Genomic DNA, 15,699 nt, shown 5'->3' on the forward strand with positions numbered 1-15,699 from the left:
CGTCCTGTTCATCGGTGAACCGTGCGCGTATTTGGGACCGATTTGCCCACGCCCGTACCCTGGAAGCCGTGAGTATCGAGTTGTCCGATCGGCATGTTGCCGCTCGGAAGGGTGTCCGGGCGGCCCTGGCCGACGACGTGTCCGCGGGCAGTGGCCGCAGCTATCAGGTGCGGACCTACGGCTGCCAGATGAACGTGCACGATTCCGAACGCATCGCCGGACTGCTCGAAGACGCCGGGTATGTCAAGGCCGACGACGGTGACGACCCCGATCTCGTGGTGTTCAACACGTGCGCGATCCGCGAAAATGCCGACAACAAACTCTATGGCAATCTCTCGCACCTCGCGCCGGTGAAGTCCGAGCGGCCGGGAATGCAGATCGCCGTCGGTGGCTGCCTGGCGCAGAAGGACAAGGACTCGGTGCTGCGCAAGGCGCCCTGGGTGGACGTGGTGTTCGGCACCCACAACATCGGTTCGCTGCCCGCGCTGCTGGAACGAGCCCGTCACAACGAGTCGGCGCAGGTCGAGATCCTGGAGTCGCTGGAACGCTTCCCGTCCACGCTGCCCGCCAAGCGGGACTCGGCGTACTCCGGGTGGGTCTCGGTGTCGGTGGGATGCAACAACACCTGCACCTTCTGCATCGTGCCGTCGCTGCGTGGCAAAGAGGTCGACCGTCGCCCCGGTGACGTGCTCGCCGAGGTGTCGGCGCTGGTCGAGCAGGGTGTGCTGGAGGTGACCCTGCTGGGTCAGAACGTGAACGCCTACGGTACGTCGTTCGCCGATCCGGACCAACCGCGTAACCGCGGTGCCTTCGCCGAACTGCTGCGGGCCTGCGGTGAGATCGATGGTCTCGAGCGTGTCAGGTTCACCTCGCCGCATCCGGCCGAGTTCACCGATGACGTCATCGATGCCATGGCCGAGACACCCAACGTCTGCCCACAGCTGCACATGCCGCTGCAATCGGGTTCCGACCGTGTTCTGAAGTCGATGCGCCGCAGCTATCGGCAACGCAAGTTCCTCGGCATCCTGGAGAAGGTGCGAGCAGCGATGCCCCATGCGGCCATCACCACCGACATCATCGTCGGATTCCCCGGTGAGACCGAAGAGGACTTCCAGCAGACACTGGATGTGGTTGCCGCCGCACGGTTCTCGAGCGCATTCACCTTCCAGTACTCACCGCGGCCCGGTACCCCGGCCGCGACGATGCCCGACCAGGTTCCGCCGGAGGTCGTGGGGGAGCGGTATCGCCGACTCATCGATCTACAGGAACAGATCTGCCTCACGGAGAATCAGAAGTTGCTCGGTACCGAGGTGGAGCTGTTGGTGGTGGCCGACGAGGGCCGCAAGTCGGCCCACACCGGACGTCGCACCGGGCGCGCTCGCGACGGTCGACTGGTGCACTTCGCGCCGGCACCTCACGGCGACGACGAGACGATCCGTCCGGGCGACGTGGTGACCACCCGGGTCACCGGCGCTGCTCCGCACCATCTGATCGCCGACGCCGGGGTGGACAGTCATCGGCGGACCCGGGCCGGGGACGCCCATGCTGCCAGCCGGATGCCGACGACGGCACCGGTCGGGGTGGGGCTGGGGATGCCCGGTATCGGAGCGGCGCCCGCAGAATCGGTCGGCGTGGGATGTTCAGGAGGATGCGGCTGATGACTGCCGACAAGGACCAAGAGGTCGACCACGGTCAGGACGCCGCCGGCGGCCTCGCCGCCTACGAAAGCGATCTGCGTCGAGCTGAACGTAAGGTCGCCGGGGAGATCGATCCCGGTCTGCGTGCGGTGGTCGTCGCGGTAGGTGTGCTGGTAGCGATGCTGTCGATGGTGTTGCCGCACACCGGTACCGCCAGTGGGATCGAGGTGCTCACCTTCGCCCCGGACGCCGACGCCGAACGCGTCACCATCACCTCGGAGGTGTTCGTCTACCTGTTGACGATCTTCGGCATCGGTGTGTCGGCATTCGCCCTGCTGACCCGACGGTGGCTGCTGGCGTGGATAGCGCTGTGCGGCAACGCCGTCGCCTGCGTGGCCGGCATGCTGGCGTGGTGGTCACGCAACACTCCCGGCGTCGGAGGCATCGAGCCACCGTCCGGGGTGGGCATCGGACTGATCATCGGCTGGCTCGCCGTTCTGGTGCTGACCTTCCACTGGGCGCGTGTCGTCTGGGCCCGCAGCACCTACCATCTGGCGCTCGAGGAGCAACGGCGCAAAGAGGCGGCCACGCGCGACGCGGTGGCGCGATCCTTGCAGCTCAAGCCGGACCGAGACGCCTGACGTGGGCGAGCACACATCCGCCAGACTTCCGAGCGTCGCGGATTATCGCGCGCACGTCACCGAAAAGGTTCGGTACGCCGACACCGATCGCCAAGGTCATGTCAACAACGCCGTGTTCGCGACGTTCCTCGAATCCGGGCGGGTGGCGGTGCTCTACGACCCGCAGGCACCGCTGGCCGGGCCCGGCACCTCATTCGTGATCGCTCGGCTCGAGCTGGACTTCCGTGCCGAGATGACCTGGCCGGGTGACATCATTGTCGGTACCCGCGTGGCCTCACTCGGTCGCAGTTCCATCGTGCTCGAACAGGGCATATTCCAGGCTGATACGTGCGTGGCGACTGCCACGACCGTCATCGTCGCCTTCGACGACTCCACTCGCCGGTCCCGACCGCTCCCGGAATCCGCCGTGACGATCCTGCGTGACCTGACCGTGTCGACGGCAGGTGGCTCGACGACGGACGAAACGACGTCGGGTGGGTCGACGAACTGAGCGCCGACCGCCCGGCGTGCGTCCCTCAGCGGTCGGCGATGGCGCTGGCTGCGGCGTCTGCCCACTCTCGCCACTGCGCAGCCTGTTCCCGAAGCTTCACGGCGTCCTTGGCCTTGCCACGGTCATCGGCCTTGCGGGCCTGATCCTCGAGTTGCGCGGCGCGGTCGGCGAATTGTGCGGCGCGCGCCTGTGCCTCCGGATCGGTTCGCTGCCATTGTGCATCCTCCGCGTCGCGGATGCGCTTCTCGAGGGCGCGTGCGCGTCCCTCGAGTGAACCCATCTGATCGCGCGGAACCTTGCCGATCTCGTCCCACTGGTCGCGGAAGGCGCGAAATTCGCGTCGCGCGGCATCGAGGTCGGCGGCCGGGTCGATGGACTTCTCGGCGTGCTCCAACAGTGCCAGCTTCGCGGCCCCGTTTGCCGCGAATTCGTTGTCGCGCTCCGATGTGGCGGCGTTGCGGGCCGAGAAGAACACGTCCTGGGCGGCTTTGAACCGCTGCCACAAAGCGTCGTCGGCGTCGCGCGGTGCGCGTCCGGCGGCCTTCCACTCGGTGAGCAGTTCACGGAAGCGTGCCGAGGTGGCGCCCCAATCGGTGGATGTGGACAGTTCCTCGGCGCGCGTGATCAGCTCTTCCTTGCGGGCCTTCGCGCCCGCTCGTTCACGGTCGAGCTCGGCGAAATGGGCGCCCCGCCGCCGATTGAACGCGTCACGCGCCTTCGCGTAGCGCTTCCACAACGCATCGTCGGTCTTGCGGTCGACACCCTTGATGGACTTCCATTCATCGAGGATGGCCCGCAACCGATCCCCGGCCACCTTCCACTGGGTGGATTCGGCGCCGATGTCCTCGGCCTCGGCGGCCAACGCCTCCTTGCGGGCGATGGCCGTGGCGCGGGCCTGCTCTCGTTCGGCCTTGATCGAGTCGGCCACCTCGTCGGCGCTGCCCACGATTACCGTCAGCCGCTGCTCGAGGGCGGCGACATCACCGATCACTGCGGCGGTCGGTAGCGCATCGAGCAGATGGCGCGCGGCGGTCTGCGCCTTGCGTGGATCACCCGACCGTGCCGCCAGACGTTCCTCGAGGATCTCCACCTCGGTGGCGAGGTCATCGAACTTGCGGGAGAAATGCGCCAGTCCATCCTCGATGGAACCTGCTTGCCAGGAACCGATCTGACGCTCGCCGTCGGTGGTCTTCAGCCACACCACACCGTCGGCGTCGATTCGGCCGAACTCGTGCGGGTCGCCGCACGGTACAGGCGTGGGCACCGGGTGCACATCGGCGGCGCGTGGGCGCGGCCCGGGGCGAGGTCCGGGCTTGGGGCCCGGCTTGGGCATCGGATGCGGCTTGGGCGGGCCCGGGGTCGGCGCGGTCGGCTCGGCGGGTCGGGATGCCGCGGGCTCGACACGCCCCGGATCGGCGCCCCCCGGATCGGCTGGAGTGGGATCTGTCGGATTCGTCATGTGCAGGTGCCCTCTCCCGCAGGTTGATGCCGCGCGCCACGGCTGCCGTCACGTCGAGGCCTGCACCGACGTACCGACGCCACAGGCTGCCCCCATTGAACCAGGTCAGGGTGTGCCGTGTGGGCGCTGCGGTGACATTGCGGCCGGACGCGGTGCGCTGGTGGCCTAACGGGTCGACTAGCGTCGTGAACGTGCTGGCGTCCGTGGTCTTCGTCCCGAGTGCTCCGCTGCTGGTGCCACAGGTCGCGGGGCCGGGCGCCACCGACACCGAGGCGGTACGGGAAGCGACCCGCACGGCCGGTCGGGAACTGGCCGCCGCGGCCACAGAGTTCGTGGCGATCGGCGCGCGCGACGATGATTCGGCGGCCGAGATCGGGGTGGACGGCGACTTCGGACGGTTCGGGGTGCCCATGGCGGTGACACTGCGCCGTCCGGCCGCTGTCGCGGTTCAGTCCGGTACCGCACGCAAGGACACGCTCGATCTGTCGCCGTCGGATCTGCCGCTGTCGATGCTGATCGCGGGGTGGTTACGTGCCGAGTCCGGCATCGAGGCCGTCGAACCGGTCACGGTGGCGCGCGATGCCCTGCCGGCCGACTGTGCGCGGGTGGGCGCCGAACTACGGAGGCGGATAGACGCCGATCCCGGTCGGGTGGGGGTGCTGGTGGTGGCCGACGGCGCTACCGCACTGTCGGCGCGAGCACCTGGTGGCGGCCTGCGACCCGGTGCGGTGGACATGCAGCGACGCATCGACCAAGCCCTGGCGGCTGCCGACACCGACACGCTCGCGGCGTTGGACCCGACGGCATGTGCTCACGCGGGTGTCGCGGGCCGTCCGGCGTGGCAGGTCGCCGCCGCACTGTGTTCGGGTCGGCAGTTCGCCTCGCGGCTCGCCTATCGCGATGCGCCGTTCGGGGTCGGCTACACGGTGGTCACGTGGACGCCGCGATGACCGGTTCCAGCGGGCCCGTTCCGATCGCGATCGTGGGTCCGACGGCGAGCGGCAAATCCGATCTCGCCCTCGACATCGCCGAACACGTCGGCGGCGAGATCGTCAACCTCGATGCGATGCAGCAATACCGCGGGATGGACATCGGTACCGCGAAGGTGCCCGTCGCCGACCGCCGCGGCATCCCTCATCATCAGATCGACGTGCTCGATGTGACCGAGACCGCCACCGTCGCGCGTCACCAACGTGGCGCCGGAGCCGACGTCGACCGCGTGCGGGCCGCGGGACGGGTGCCGGTCCTCGTCGGCGGATCGATGATGTACATCCAGGGCCTGCTCGACGACTGGCGGTTCCCCGCGACCGATCCGCAGGTACGTGGCCGGTACGAGGCGCTGCTCGATGAGATCGGTGTCGCGGCGCTGCACCGGCGTCTGGCCGAGGTGGATCCGGACGCGGCCGCATCCATTCTCGCCACCGACGGTCGGCGTATCGTGCGGGCCCTGGAGGTGGTCGAACTGACCGGCGCGCCGTTCGCGGCGTCGGCGCCGAAGATCGGGGAGCCACGCTGGCACACGCGCATCCTGGCCCTCGACCGGGACACCGCCGATCTCGACGCACGCATCCGGGTGCGCACCCGGCAGATGTTCGCGCTCGGCCTCGTCGACGAGGTGGCGCAGTTGTGTCTGGCCGGTCTGCGCTCGGGGCGCACGGCGTCCCGAGCCATCGGCTATGCGCAGGTCCTCGCCGCGTTGGACGGCGAGTACGACATGGACACCGCCGAGGAGTTGACCTTCATCGGCACGCGCCGGTACGTCCGCAGGCAACGGTCATGGTTTCGACGCGACCACCGCATCACCTGGCTCGACGCCGCCCAGGACGATGTGCCGGCGCAAGCCCTGCGGATTGTGGAGGCTTAGGCTTCGCCTCGTACGCTGGTGGGGTGACGGCCACAACCTCGGGTGACCAGACGCCCGCCCTGCATTTCGTGAAGGGCCACGGGACCCAGAACGATTTCGTCATCCTGACCGATCCGGCGGCGCACCTCGACCTGACCCAAGCCCACGTCGCGGCATTGTGTGACCGGCGGCGTGGAATCGGTGCGGACGGGCTGCTGCGGGTGGTTCGGTCGGCCGCACTGGTGGAACGCGGAGTGCTCGACGCCCTCCCGGATGGGGTCGCGCCCGATGACTGGTTCATGGACTATCGCAACGCCGACGGCTCCGTCGCCGAGATGTGCGGAAACGGGGTGCGGGTCTTCGCCCATCACCTGCGCGCCTCCGGTCTGGTCGCCGCGGACCGCTTCACGGTCGGATCACGCGCCGGCGCTCGACCGGTTGTCGTCCATGCCCACGACGCCGTCCACGCCGACGTCACCGTCGAGATGGGGACGGTCCGCCGCGACGGCGACTCGCTGGTGCGAATCGGCGACGACGTCTATCGCGGTGTGATGATCGACGTCGGCAACCCGCACCTGGCCTGCGTGGTACCGGATCTGACCGCGACCGACCTGGCGGCCATCGATTTCTCCGACGGGGTGGTCCTCGAGCCGGATGCGTTCGCGCACGGCGCGAACGTCGAGATCGTGACCGCCCCCGGCACCCCCGACGGCCAGGGCCGGCTACCGGCGTCGATGCGGGTGTTCGAACGCGGTGTCGGGGAGACTCGGAGCTGCGGGACCGGTCTGGTGGCTGCCGGTGCCGCAGTGCTGGCACATCAGGGCGAGTCGGCGGGCACGCTGTGCATCACCGTGCCGGGAGGTCGGGTCGAGGTGGGTATCCGGGCGGACGGTTCCCATCTCCGTGGCCCGTCGATGCTGGTCGCCGAAGGCCACCTGCGGCCGGGATGGGATCGGCCCGCGAGCTGACGGCGGCACCACGTCCGGCCACCGCGCGGAAAACGGGATGCTTCCCGCACGTCGAGCGTGACATCATGGATGTCACCCATGACAAAATCAGCGATCACACCACCACCTCATCCGGCCAACCGAGATCTGGCCGACTCCGATCTGGCCGACCTGCCCGACACATCCGATGACGGCACCACCGGGCGCGACATCTTGGCGGGGTTGTCCCGACCGACCACCGGTGAGCTCCAGCTCGAGGAACGCGCGTCTCTGCAGCGTGTCGCCGGTCTCTCCACCGAACTCACCGACGTCACCGAGGTCGAGTACCGCCAACTGCGCCTCGAGCGGGTGGTATTGGTAGGCGTCTGGACCGAGGGCACCGCCGCCCAGGCCCGGGCCAGCATGACCGAACTCGCCGCGCTGGCCGAGACCGCGGGCTCGCAGGTACTCGACGCGTTGATCCAGCGACGTTCGCGGCCCGACTCGGCCACCTACATCGGTTCGGGAAAGGCCGACGAACTGCGCGCGGCCGTCTTGGAGACGGGTGCGGACACGGTGATCTGCGATGGTGAACTCACCCCGGCACAGCTGACCGCCCTGGAGAAGGTGGTCAAGGTCAAAGTCATCGACCGTACCGCGCTGATCCTCGACATTTTCGCGCAGCACGCGACTTCGCGGGAAGGCAAGGCCCAGGTGTCGCTGGCACAGATGGAATACATGCTCCCGCGACTGCGTGGTTGGGGTGAGTCGATGTCGCGGCAGGCCGGCGGTCGTGCGGGCAGCAACGGTGGTGTCGGTCTGCGTGGACCGGGTGAGACGAAGATCGAGACCGACCGCAGGCGGATTCGCGAACGGATGGCCAAGTTGCGCCGCGAGATCCGCGCGATGAAGAAGTCCCGCACGGTGATGCGTGCGGCCCGCGAGCGCAACGAGATTCCGCGGCTCACCGTGGCCGGCTACACCAACGCGGGTAAGTCCAGCCTGGTCAATGCGATGACCGGCTCGGGTGTCCTGGTGCAGGATGCGCTGTTCGCCACCCTGGATCCGACCACCCGCCGCGCCACACTCGATGATGGTCGAGCAGTGGTGTTCACCGACACCGTCGGGTTCGTCCGACATCTGCCCACACAGCTGGTCGAGGCGTTCCGGTCGACTCTGGAAGAAGTGGTGGACGCTGATCTGCTGCTCCACGTCGTCGACGGTGCCGACCCGTTCCCGGTCGAGCAGATCTCCGCGGTGCGCCGCGTCATCAACGAGGTCGTCGCCGAGGAGGGTGCCACCGCGCCGCCCGAACTGTTGGTGGTCAACAAGATCGACGCAATCGATGCCACTCGGATGGCGGAGTTGCGGGGCGCGCTCGGCGACGCGGTTTTCGTGTCCGCGCGCACCGGCGAAGGTTTGCCGGAACTGTTCGAGCAGGTGCGCGAGTTCATCGGTCGGTCCGACGTGGAACTGACCATCGACGTGCCCTACACCCGTGGCGACCTCATCTCGCGTATCCACGAGGAGGGTGAGGTGCTGACCAGCGAGCACACCGCCGACGGCACCACCATGCGGGTCCGGGTCCCGGCCGCGTTCGCGGGCATCCTGGAGCCGTTGCGGGCCTGACCGGACAGCAGACGACCCCGCCGCAGGTCATGCGACGGGGCCGTGGTCGACGTTGCGGTCAGTCTGCGTCGAGATCCTTGGCGACAAGTGCGGCGATCGCGTCGAGGGTGCTCTGATCGTCGGCGGTCACCACCACATCCGTACCCTTCTCCGCCCCCAGGGTCATGATCATCAGCGCCGAACCGGCATCCACCGGGTCACCGCCCTCGAGTGACAGAGTGACGGTGGCGCCGGTGTCGGCCACCGCCTCGGCGATGATCGTCGCGGGACGGGCGTGCAGGCCGACGGCCGAGCCGACGGTGACTGTGGTGCTGGGCATTGGTGATACTCCTTTGCTTGTGGGTTCAAATCTCGAGCCGGGTGCGTTGCAGTCGGGATCGTCGCGGTCGGGAATGTTGCGGTCGATGTCGACTGAGTCTGCCCGAACAGCGCTCAAGCGGGGACGGTTTGGACGTCTTCGAAGCGTCCGGCGTGTTGCCGGTTGGCATGCCACTGCTTGGCTGTGATGACGGCGAACGCGCTCAGGACGGTTCCGGCGGCCAGGGCGACGAGGAACAGAATCCAGTTGTTCATGGCGAAGAACACGAAGATACCGCCGTGCGGTGCGCGCAGTTCGACACCGAATGCCATCACCAGGCCGCCCGCGAGCGCTCCGCCGGCCATCATCGAGGGGATCACCCGGAACGGGTCGGTGGCGGCGAACGGGATGGCTCCCTCGGAGATGAACGAGGCGCCGAGCAGCCATGCGGCCTTGCCGTTTTCACGCTCGGGCTCGGTGAACAGCTGCGGACGCAGCACCGTGGCCAGTGCCATGGCCAGCGGCGGCACCATGCCGGCACACATCACCGCCGCCATGATCTGCAGCTGTGCGGGTCCGCCGATGGCCAGGCCGGTGGTGGCGAACAGATAGGCCGCCTTGTTGACGGGTCCACCGAGGTCGAAGCACATCATCAGGCCGAGGACCACGCCCAACACCACTGCGGAGCCTCCCGACATGCTGTTGAGTGCGTCGGTCATCTGGTCGGTCACCCAGGCCAGCGGCTTGCCGAGGAGCATGTAGAGCAGCACGCCGATCACCATGCTGCCCAGCAGTGGGATGATGACCACCGGTTGCAGTCCGCGTGCCCACTGCGGCAACGGGATCCGGGCGATCCACAAGCACACGACACCGGCGATGAGGCCGCCGACCAGTCCGCCGATGAAGCTCGCGCCCACGGCGACCGAGACCAGGCCGGCCACGAATCCCGGCGCGATGCCCGGTCGGTCGGCGATGGCGAACGAGATGTAGCCGGCCAACACCGGGACCAGCATGCCCATGGCCAGCGAGCCGACTGCGAAGAGTACGGCGCCGATGTACTGGCCGAGTCCGCCGGCCGGGAGGTCCCAGAGACTGTTGTTCAGTGCGATGAAAGCGCCGTCGGACAGTGAGCCGGCTTCATCGAGGGTGCTGTTGGCGATCTCGTAACCGCCGAGGAAGGGCAGGAAGCCCAATGCGATGAGCAAGCCGCCGGCCGCGACGAACGGGATCATGTAGCTCACACCCGTCATCAGCGCCTGTCGGACCTGGCCGCCGAGACCGACGCCCGCAGTCCCGGATGCCTCCGTTTCGGCGCCGTCGTCGTCGGCGGCGCCGCTGACCACGGTCGCCGACGGATTCTTCGACGCGGCAACCGCTTCGGCGATCATCGCGTCGGGTTCGTTGATCGCGCGTTTGACGCCCGAGGCGACCACGGGTTTGCCGCGGAAACGATCCTTGCCCTTCACCCCGACATCGGTGGCGAAGATCACGGCGTCGGCATCGGCGATGACCTGGGGATCGAACGAGGTGGTCGCTGAGGAACCCTGGGTTTCCACGTGGAAGTCGACGTCGGCGCGTTCGGCCGCGTACTTGAGTGCGTCGGCGGCCATGTAGGTGTGGGCGATACCGGTGGGGCAGGCGGTGATCGCCACGACAGACGGCCGTCGATCGGCGTCGCCGGCGTCTGGTGCCGTGGGCGTTGTCTCGGGGGTCGCCACCGTGGATGTCGCCGCCGGCGTCTGGGTGGGCTGCGGGTTGATGGCCTCGTCGACGAGTTGTACGACGCGCTCGTCGCTGTCGGCCGCCCGCAGCGAGTCGACGAACTCCGGACGCACCAGCGACCGGGCCAGCGAGCTGAGCAGCTTCATGTGCTCGGAGGCGCCGCCTTCGGGTGCGGCGATGAGGAACACCAGGTCGGCGGGACCGTCCGGGGCGCCGAAGTCGACCTTTCGCGACAGGCGCGCCATCGCGAGGGAGGCTGCGGTGACCGACGCGGCGCGCGCGTGCGGGATCGCGATTCCGCCGGGCAGTCCGGTGGCGGACTTGGCCTCGCGATCGAGCGCGCCGCGGGCCAGCACGGTGGCGTCGGTGGTGCGGCCGGCCGAGGCCAGCCGATCGGCGAGGTAACCGATCACGGCCGCCGGGTCGTCGCCGGCGTCCACGTCGAGGCTCACCGTCTGTGGGGTGATGATCTGTTCTGACATGGGTTTTCCTTCGTGCGGGTGCTTGTCGGAAGGTGGATTTGCTTCGGTGTCAACGCAAGGGGATCGTCAACCTGCACTGGCGGCCCCGGTGAGGTCGGTGACGGAGACGTTGTCCGGATCGATCTGATCGGGATAGGGCGGTTGAGTGCCGGCCAGAGCGGTGGCCGCAGAGCCGTACGCCACGGCCATCCGGAGCCGTTCGGGTTCCTCGGCACCACCGCACTCGGCGATGAGATAACCGGTGAGGGCAGCGTCGCCGGCGCCGACGGTGCTGCGCGGCACGATGGGCGGTGGGGTCGCGAACCATGCGCCTGTCGAGGTGACCAACAGGGCGCCGGCGGCGCCGAGAGTGGCGAGGATCGCCGCCCCGGTGCGGTGCGCCAGCACGGTGGCGGCGGCGACCAGGGGAGCGTGGTCGCCACGCGCGGATGCCGTCGACAACTCCGCCGGGTCGACACCGGTGGCCTCGGCGAGCTCTTCCTCGTTGGGCTTGAGCAGATCGACCGGCCCGGTGACCGCCGCGGCGAGCGGAGCGCCGGAGGTGTCCACCGCCACCCGGCAACCCGTATCGGCAAGTGCGTCGACGACCGTGCGGTACCAGTTGTGCGGCAGCCCCGGCGGCAGCGAGCCGCACAACGCCACCCAGCGGGCATCGCCGGCATTGGCGAGGACCAGCTCGGTCAGTTCGGCGGCCGACGCGTCGTCGAGCACGAAACCGGGTGCGTTGACCTTCGTGGTGGTGCCGTCGGGGTCGACGATGGTGACGTTGGACCGGACCTCACCGTCGATCGCGAGTGTCAGGTAGGGCAACGCGACCGAGTCGAGCGCCGCGAGCAGCGGGTCACCGGCGCGCGCCGGGAGCAGTGCCCGCGTTCCGATACCCGCAGCGGATGCCACCCGGGCGACGTTGACGCCCTTGCCGCCCGGTTCGGTGCGGACGTTGCTCGCACGCTGGACCGCGCCATGGCTCAACGGCGCGGTCAGTTCCAGCGTCCGGTCCAGACTCGGATTTGCTGTCACGGTCACGATCGCCGGCGAACGGCCGGGGTCGACCCGGCCGGCGGCCGAAGCCGGGTGGGGGTCTGTCATGGATTCCCTCTCCGTGGTGTGGTCGGTGATCACGCGATCACCGTCTCGATGCCGTGGTCGGCGAGTGCCCCCGCGAAGTCGGGGTCGATACCGGTGTCGGTGATCAGTACGTCGATGTCGGCGAGCGCGGCGAAGGACGTGAGATCTTCATGGCCCGCCTTCGACGAGTCCGCCAGAACGACGACGCGGTGGGCGGAACGGACGATCGCCGACTTGATCGCTGCCTCGTCCGGATCCGGGGTGGACAGACCGTGGGCGATGCTGATGCCGTTGGTGCCGACGAAGGCCGTGGTGATGCGCAGCCGTTCGAGTGCGGCGACGGTGTCGGCGCCGACCATCGCCTGGGTGAGTCCGCGGACTCGGCCGCCGAGCACATGCAGGGTCTCGGCGCCCTGTGCGGCCAGGGCGCCGGCGATGGGAATGCTGTGGGTCATCAACGTCAGTCGGCGGTCACGGGGGAGTGCGAGGGCGGCCTGGTAGGTGGTGGTGCCGGCGTCGATGAACACCGACCCGCCGTCGGGTGGGAGGAAGCGCGACGCGGCCGCACCGATCGCGAGCTTCTGGTCGGTGTGCGACATCAGGCGTTCGTCGATGCCCTGTTCGCCGACGACCGGCGTCGCGCCGGGACGTACGGCGCCACCATGGACGCGCTGGAGGTGTCCGTTGCGTTCCAGCACAGCGAGATCGCGGCGGACGGTCTCGCTCGTCACGTCGAACAACGAGGCCAAAGCGGTGACCGAGGCGCGGCCGTTGACCCGTACCTGGTTGGCGATCGCCTGCTGACGTTCTTCCGCGTACACGATGTCCTCGTCTGTTGATTTGATTGGCGTTGGATGTGGGTATATCTGTGTTTACGCCTGTTTATGTTGACAAGTCAAGGTTTTCTTGTAACTTGGATCACAACGGTGACCAGTGGATCGTGGCGGCACACCGTGGCCCAGCCCGTCGGACAAGTGAGGATCTCGGTGGAGCACACACACGTACTGAACGGAACGCCGGTCGTCGGCGGACACGCCTACGGGCCCGCGATCTGGCCGGGTGAGCGTCCGGTGTATGATCCGGCCGTCGCCGCCCCAGTCCTCGAGGACGAACGCGACGTGGAGATCAAGCGGTTCACCGACGCGGCGGCCGCGGTCGCGGGGAGGCTGCGGGAGCGGGCATCACACGCCTCGGGTGCCGCGGCGGAGGTGTTGTCGGCGACGGCGGGTCTCGCCGAGGACCGCGGGTGGACCGGCGCGGCCTCGAAACTCATCACGACAGGGACGCCAGCGCCGGCGGCAGCGGTCGCCGCGACCGACCAGTTCGCGGAGATGTTCACCAAGCTCGGCGGCCTCATGGCCGAGCGCGTCACGGATCTCAACGATGTCCGGGACCGCGTGGTCGCCGAACTACTGGGAGTCCCCGAACCCGGGGTTCCGGAACCCGCCGAACCGTCTGTGCTGTTGGCCGACGATCTTGCTCCGGCCGACACGGCGGGACTGGACCCGACAAAGGTCACCGCGCTGGTCACACGGCTGGGCGGCCCGACCAGTCACACCGCGATCATCGCGCGACAACTCGGGATTCCGTGTGTGGTGGCGGTATCCGGCCTCGGTGAGGTGGCCGCCGGGACGACGGTGCTGGTCGACGGTACCGCGGGCACCCTGGAGGTCGAGCCGGATCCCGACGACGCCGCCGCGCGCGTGGCCGAGAGCCGGCGGATGGCGGAATTGGTGGCGGCCTGGGCCGGACCGGGAGTGACCGCCGACGGGCGACCGATCGCGGTCCTCGCCAATGTCGCCGATGGCACGTCGGCCCGGTCGGCGACCTCCCACCCGGTAGAGGGTGTCGGCCTGTTCCGCACGGAGTTGGCGTTTCTCGACCGCGCGGACGAGCCCTCGGTGGAGGAGCAGACGCGGCTCTATCGCGAGGTGCTCGACGCCTTCGAGGGGCGCAAGGTGGTGATCCGGACCCTCGATGCGGGCTCCGACAAGCCGCTGAAGTTCGTCACGCAGATCGAGGAGACCAATCCGGCACTCGGCGTGCGTGGCAACCGGATCGTCGATGCTCATCCGGGCATCCGGGCGGCCCAGCTCGACGCGATCGCGGCAGCCGCCGACGGACATCAACCGACGCCGTGGGTGATGGCGCCGATGATCGCCTCGGCGACCGAGGCCGCGGAGTTCGCCGGGGAGGTACGCCGACGCGGACTGATCGCCGGTGTGATGATCGAGGTGCCGGCGGCAGCGATCCTCGCCGAATCGATCCTGGCGGAGGTCGACTTCGTGTCGATCGGAACCAACGACCTGACCCAGTACACGATGGCCGCCGACCGGATGTCGGCGGAGCTCGCCGCTCTCACCGATCCCTGGCAGCCCGCGGTGCTCACCCTTATCGCCGGCGTGGCGCGCGCCGGTCAGGCCGCCGACAAACCCGTCGGGGTCTGCGGCGAGGCGGCAGCCGATCCGTTGCTCGCGTGTGTGCTGGTCGGACTCGGGGTCACGTCCCTGTCGACTGCGCCCGCGGCCTCGGCCGCGGTCGGCGCCAGGCTCGCGGAGGTGACCGTCGAGCAATGTCGTGCGGCCGCCGAGGCTGCCCTGGCGACGGCCGAACCCGCCGCGGCGCGTGCTGCTGCGACTGCGGTGCTGGCCGGCGCAGTGGTCGGCTGAGCGGCCGGCCCGCTCGGGTTCAGACCCGACGCATCACGGTGACGACCTTGCCGAGAATGGCTGCGTCATCGCCCGAGATCGGGTCGAACAGATCGTTGTGCGGCATCAGCCAGACGTGGCCGTCCTTGCGCTTGAAGGTCTTGACCGTGGCCTCGCCGTCGATCATCGCTGCCACGATGTCGCCGTTGTCGGCGACACTCTGCTGGCGTACGACCACCCAGTCGCCGTCGCAGATCGCCGCGTCGATCATCGACTCGCCGACCACGCGGAGCAGGAACAGTGAGCCCTCACCGACGAGTTCGCGGGGCAGCGGGAACACGTCCTCGACGGCTTCCTCGGCGAGAATGGGTCCACCCGCCGCGATCCGGCCGAGGACCGGTACGAACGTCGGGGTGGGCAACTGCGCGCCATCGCCGGATGCGGCCGTACCGCCCGGTGGGATGTGCTGGTCGCCGTCTTGGATGTTGACCGCGCGTGGGCGGTTGTGGTCGCGCTTGAGTAGACCTTTGCGTTCCAGGGTCCGCAGCTGGTGGGCCACCGACGACGTCGAGGTGAGGCCGACGGCATCGCCGATCTCCCGGATGCTCGGCGGATATCCGCGCTCGCGGACCGAGGCGCGGATGTACTCGAGCACGCCTCGCTGACGAGGGGTCAGGCTAGCCTCGACGACTTCCGGATCGGCGACCGCGCTATCCGACGCCTCCGTATCGGCTCCGGTCGGCGCCTGCGCCTCGGGTTTCGGCTTGCTGCTGATCCCGCGGGACGCGCCGCGCCGCCCGCCGGCTTTGTCGCTCATCGGTCGAGTCCTTCCTGTCGCCGAAACCGGCAGTGGCCG

At 68.8% G+C, this 15,699-nt stretch carries 14 protein-coding genes; 8 read left to right on the forward strand and 6 right to left on the reverse strand.

From position 1 onward, the window contains the following. The first annotated feature begins 68 nt into the window (after positions 1 to 68). From miaB to OSB52_RS15225, 3 genes are read left to right on the forward strand one after another with little or no spacing between them, the layout of a single operon-like run. Positions 69 to 1,658: a tRNA (N6-isopentenyl adenosine(37)-C2)-methylthiotransferase MiaB gene (gene miaB, locus OSB52_RS15215; protein WP_372512441.1), complete on the forward strand. Its 1,590-nt coding sequence runs from the start codon at positions 69 to 71 to the stop codon at positions 1,656 to 1,658. After that, entirely contained in the window at positions 1,658 to 2,278 is a 621-nt protein-coding gene (locus tag OSB52_RS15220; protein WP_266062584.1) for an Rv2732c family membrane protein, read from the forward strand. The genes miaB and OSB52_RS15220 overlap by 1 nt, the downstream gene beginning before the upstream one ends. A 1-nt stretch (position 2,279) precedes the next feature. Further along, positions 2,280 to 2,768 carry an acyl-CoA thioesterase gene (locus OSB52_RS15225; protein ID WP_266062585.1) on the forward strand — a complete coding sequence of 163 codons (489 nt, stop codon included), beginning with the start codon at positions 2,280 to 2,282 and terminating at the stop codon, positions 2,766 to 2,768. Between the two features lie 25 nt (positions 2,769 to 2,793). Here the strand turns inward: OSB52_RS15225 and OSB52_RS15230 are convergent, their stop codons facing one another. Then, entirely contained in the window at positions 2,794 to 4,227 is a 1,434-nt protein-coding gene (locus tag OSB52_RS15230) for a DUF349 domain-containing protein (protein WP_372512442.1), read from the reverse strand. 191 nt (positions 4,228 to 4,418) lie between these two features. On the opposite strand from OSB52_RS15230, the gene OSB52_RS15235 reads away from it, so the two are divergent. From OSB52_RS15235 to hflX, 4 genes are all read left to right on the forward strand, one after another. Further along, positions 4,419 to 5,177 (forward strand): class III extradiol ring-cleavage dioxygenase family protein, encoded by a 759-nt coding sequence (locus OSB52_RS15235; RefSeq protein WP_235722179.1) that lies wholly within the window; start codon positions 4,419 to 4,421, stop codon positions 5,175 to 5,177. After that, positions 5,174 to 6,091, forward strand: coding sequence for a tRNA (adenosine(37)-N6)-dimethylallyltransferase MiaA (gene miaA / locus OSB52_RS15240; protein ID WP_266062586.1), 918 nt, complete (start codon positions 5,174 to 5,176; stop codon positions 6,089 to 6,091). The genes OSB52_RS15235 and miaA overlap by 4 nt, the downstream gene beginning before the upstream one ends. A 23-nt stretch (positions 6,092 to 6,114) precedes the next feature. Next, positions 6,115 to 7,038 carry a diaminopimelate epimerase gene (gene dapF / locus OSB52_RS15245; RefSeq protein WP_266062587.1) on the forward strand — a complete coding sequence of 308 codons (924 nt, stop codon included), beginning with the start codon at positions 6,115 to 6,117 and terminating at the stop codon, positions 7,036 to 7,038. A gap of 78 nt (positions 7,039 to 7,116) precedes the next feature. After that, on the forward strand, positions 7,117 to 8,625 hold the full coding sequence (gene hflX, locus OSB52_RS15250) for a GTPase HflX (protein ID WP_266062588.1): 1,509 nt from the start codon (positions 7,117 to 7,119) through the stop codon (positions 8,623 to 8,625). Positions 8,626 to 8,683: 58 nt separating this feature from the next. Here the strand turns inward: hflX and OSB52_RS15255 are convergent, their stop codons facing one another. From OSB52_RS15255 to OSB52_RS15270, 4 genes are all read right to left on the reverse strand, one after another. Then, the gene (locus tag OSB52_RS15255) at positions 8,684 to 8,944 is read right to left on the reverse strand and encodes an HPr family phosphocarrier protein (protein ID WP_266062589.1); all 261 of its coding nucleotides are present in this window, start codon (positions 8,942 to 8,944) and stop codon (positions 8,684 to 8,686) included. Between the two features lie 113 nt (positions 8,945 to 9,057). Next, a complete protein-coding gene (locus OSB52_RS15260; RefSeq protein WP_266062590.1) occupies positions 9,058 to 11,127 on the reverse strand; it encodes a PTS fructose transporter subunit IIABC in 2,070 nt (689 codons plus the stop codon). Between the two features lie 66 nt (positions 11,128 to 11,193). Next, complete coding sequence (locus tag OSB52_RS15265; RefSeq protein ID WP_266062591.1) at positions 11,194 to 12,216, reverse strand: 1-phosphofructokinase family hexose kinase; 1,023 nt, start codon at positions 12,214 to 12,216, stop codon at positions 11,194 to 11,196. Positions 12,217 to 12,245: 29 nt separating this feature from the next. Continuing rightward, positions 12,246 to 13,016, reverse strand: a complete 771-nt coding sequence (locus OSB52_RS15270; RefSeq protein WP_235722172.1) for a DeoR/GlpR family DNA-binding transcription regulator — start codon at positions 13,014 to 13,016, stop codon at positions 12,246 to 12,248. Positions 13,017 to 13,181: 165 nt separating this feature from the next. Between OSB52_RS15270 and OSB52_RS15275 the strand changes: the two genes are divergently transcribed. Further along, a complete protein-coding gene (locus tag OSB52_RS15275) occupies positions 13,182 to 14,864 on the forward strand; it encodes a phosphoenolpyruvate--protein phosphotransferase (RefSeq protein WP_266062592.1) in 1,683 nt (560 codons plus the stop codon). 19 nt (positions 14,865 to 14,883) lie between these two features. Here the strand turns inward: OSB52_RS15275 and lexA are convergent, their stop codons facing one another. Further along, on the reverse strand, positions 14,884 to 15,660 hold the full coding sequence (gene lexA, locus OSB52_RS15280) for a transcriptional repressor LexA (protein ID WP_235722170.1): 777 nt from the start codon (positions 15,658 to 15,660) through the stop codon (positions 14,884 to 14,886). Between the last annotated feature and the right edge of the window lie 39 nt (positions 15,661 to 15,699).

Source organism: Gordonia aquimaris, assembly GCF_026262595.1.
In the GTDB taxonomy this organism is placed as follows: domain Bacteria; phylum Actinomycetota; class Actinomycetes; order Mycobacteriales; family Mycobacteriaceae; genus Gordonia; species Gordonia tangerina.

Excerpts from the sequence above, each read along its gene's own strand:
- OSB52_RS15220 (WP_266062584.1), top strand. The coding sequence starts at position 1,658 with ATGACTGCCGACAAGGACCAAGAGGTCGACCACGGTCAGGACGCCGCC.
- OSB52_RS15230 (WP_372512442.1), bottom strand. The coding sequence starts at position 4,227 with ATGACGAATCCGACAGATCCCACTCCAGCCGATCCGGGGGGCGCCGAT.
- miaA (WP_266062586.1), top strand. The coding sequence starts at position 5,174 with ATGACCGGTTCCAGCGGGCCCGTTCCGATCGCGATCGTGGGTCCGACG.
- hflX (WP_266062588.1), top strand. The coding sequence starts at position 7,117 with ATGACAAAATCAGCGATCACACCACCACCTCATCCGGCCAACCGAGAT.
- OSB52_RS15255 (WP_266062589.1), bottom strand. The coding sequence starts at position 8,944 with ATGCCCAGCACCACAGTCACCGTCGGCTCGGCCGTCGGCCTGCACGCC.
- OSB52_RS15260 (WP_266062590.1), bottom strand. The coding sequence starts at position 11,127 with ATGTCAGAACAGATCATCACCCCACAGACGGTGAGCCTCGACGTGGAC.
- OSB52_RS15265 (WP_266062591.1), bottom strand. The coding sequence starts at position 12,216 with ATGACAGACCCCCACCCGGCTTCGGCCGCCGGCCGGGTCGACCCCGGC.
- lexA (WP_235722170.1), bottom strand. The coding sequence starts at position 15,660 with ATGAGCGACAAAGCCGGCGGGCGGCGCGGCGCGTCCCGCGGGATCAGC.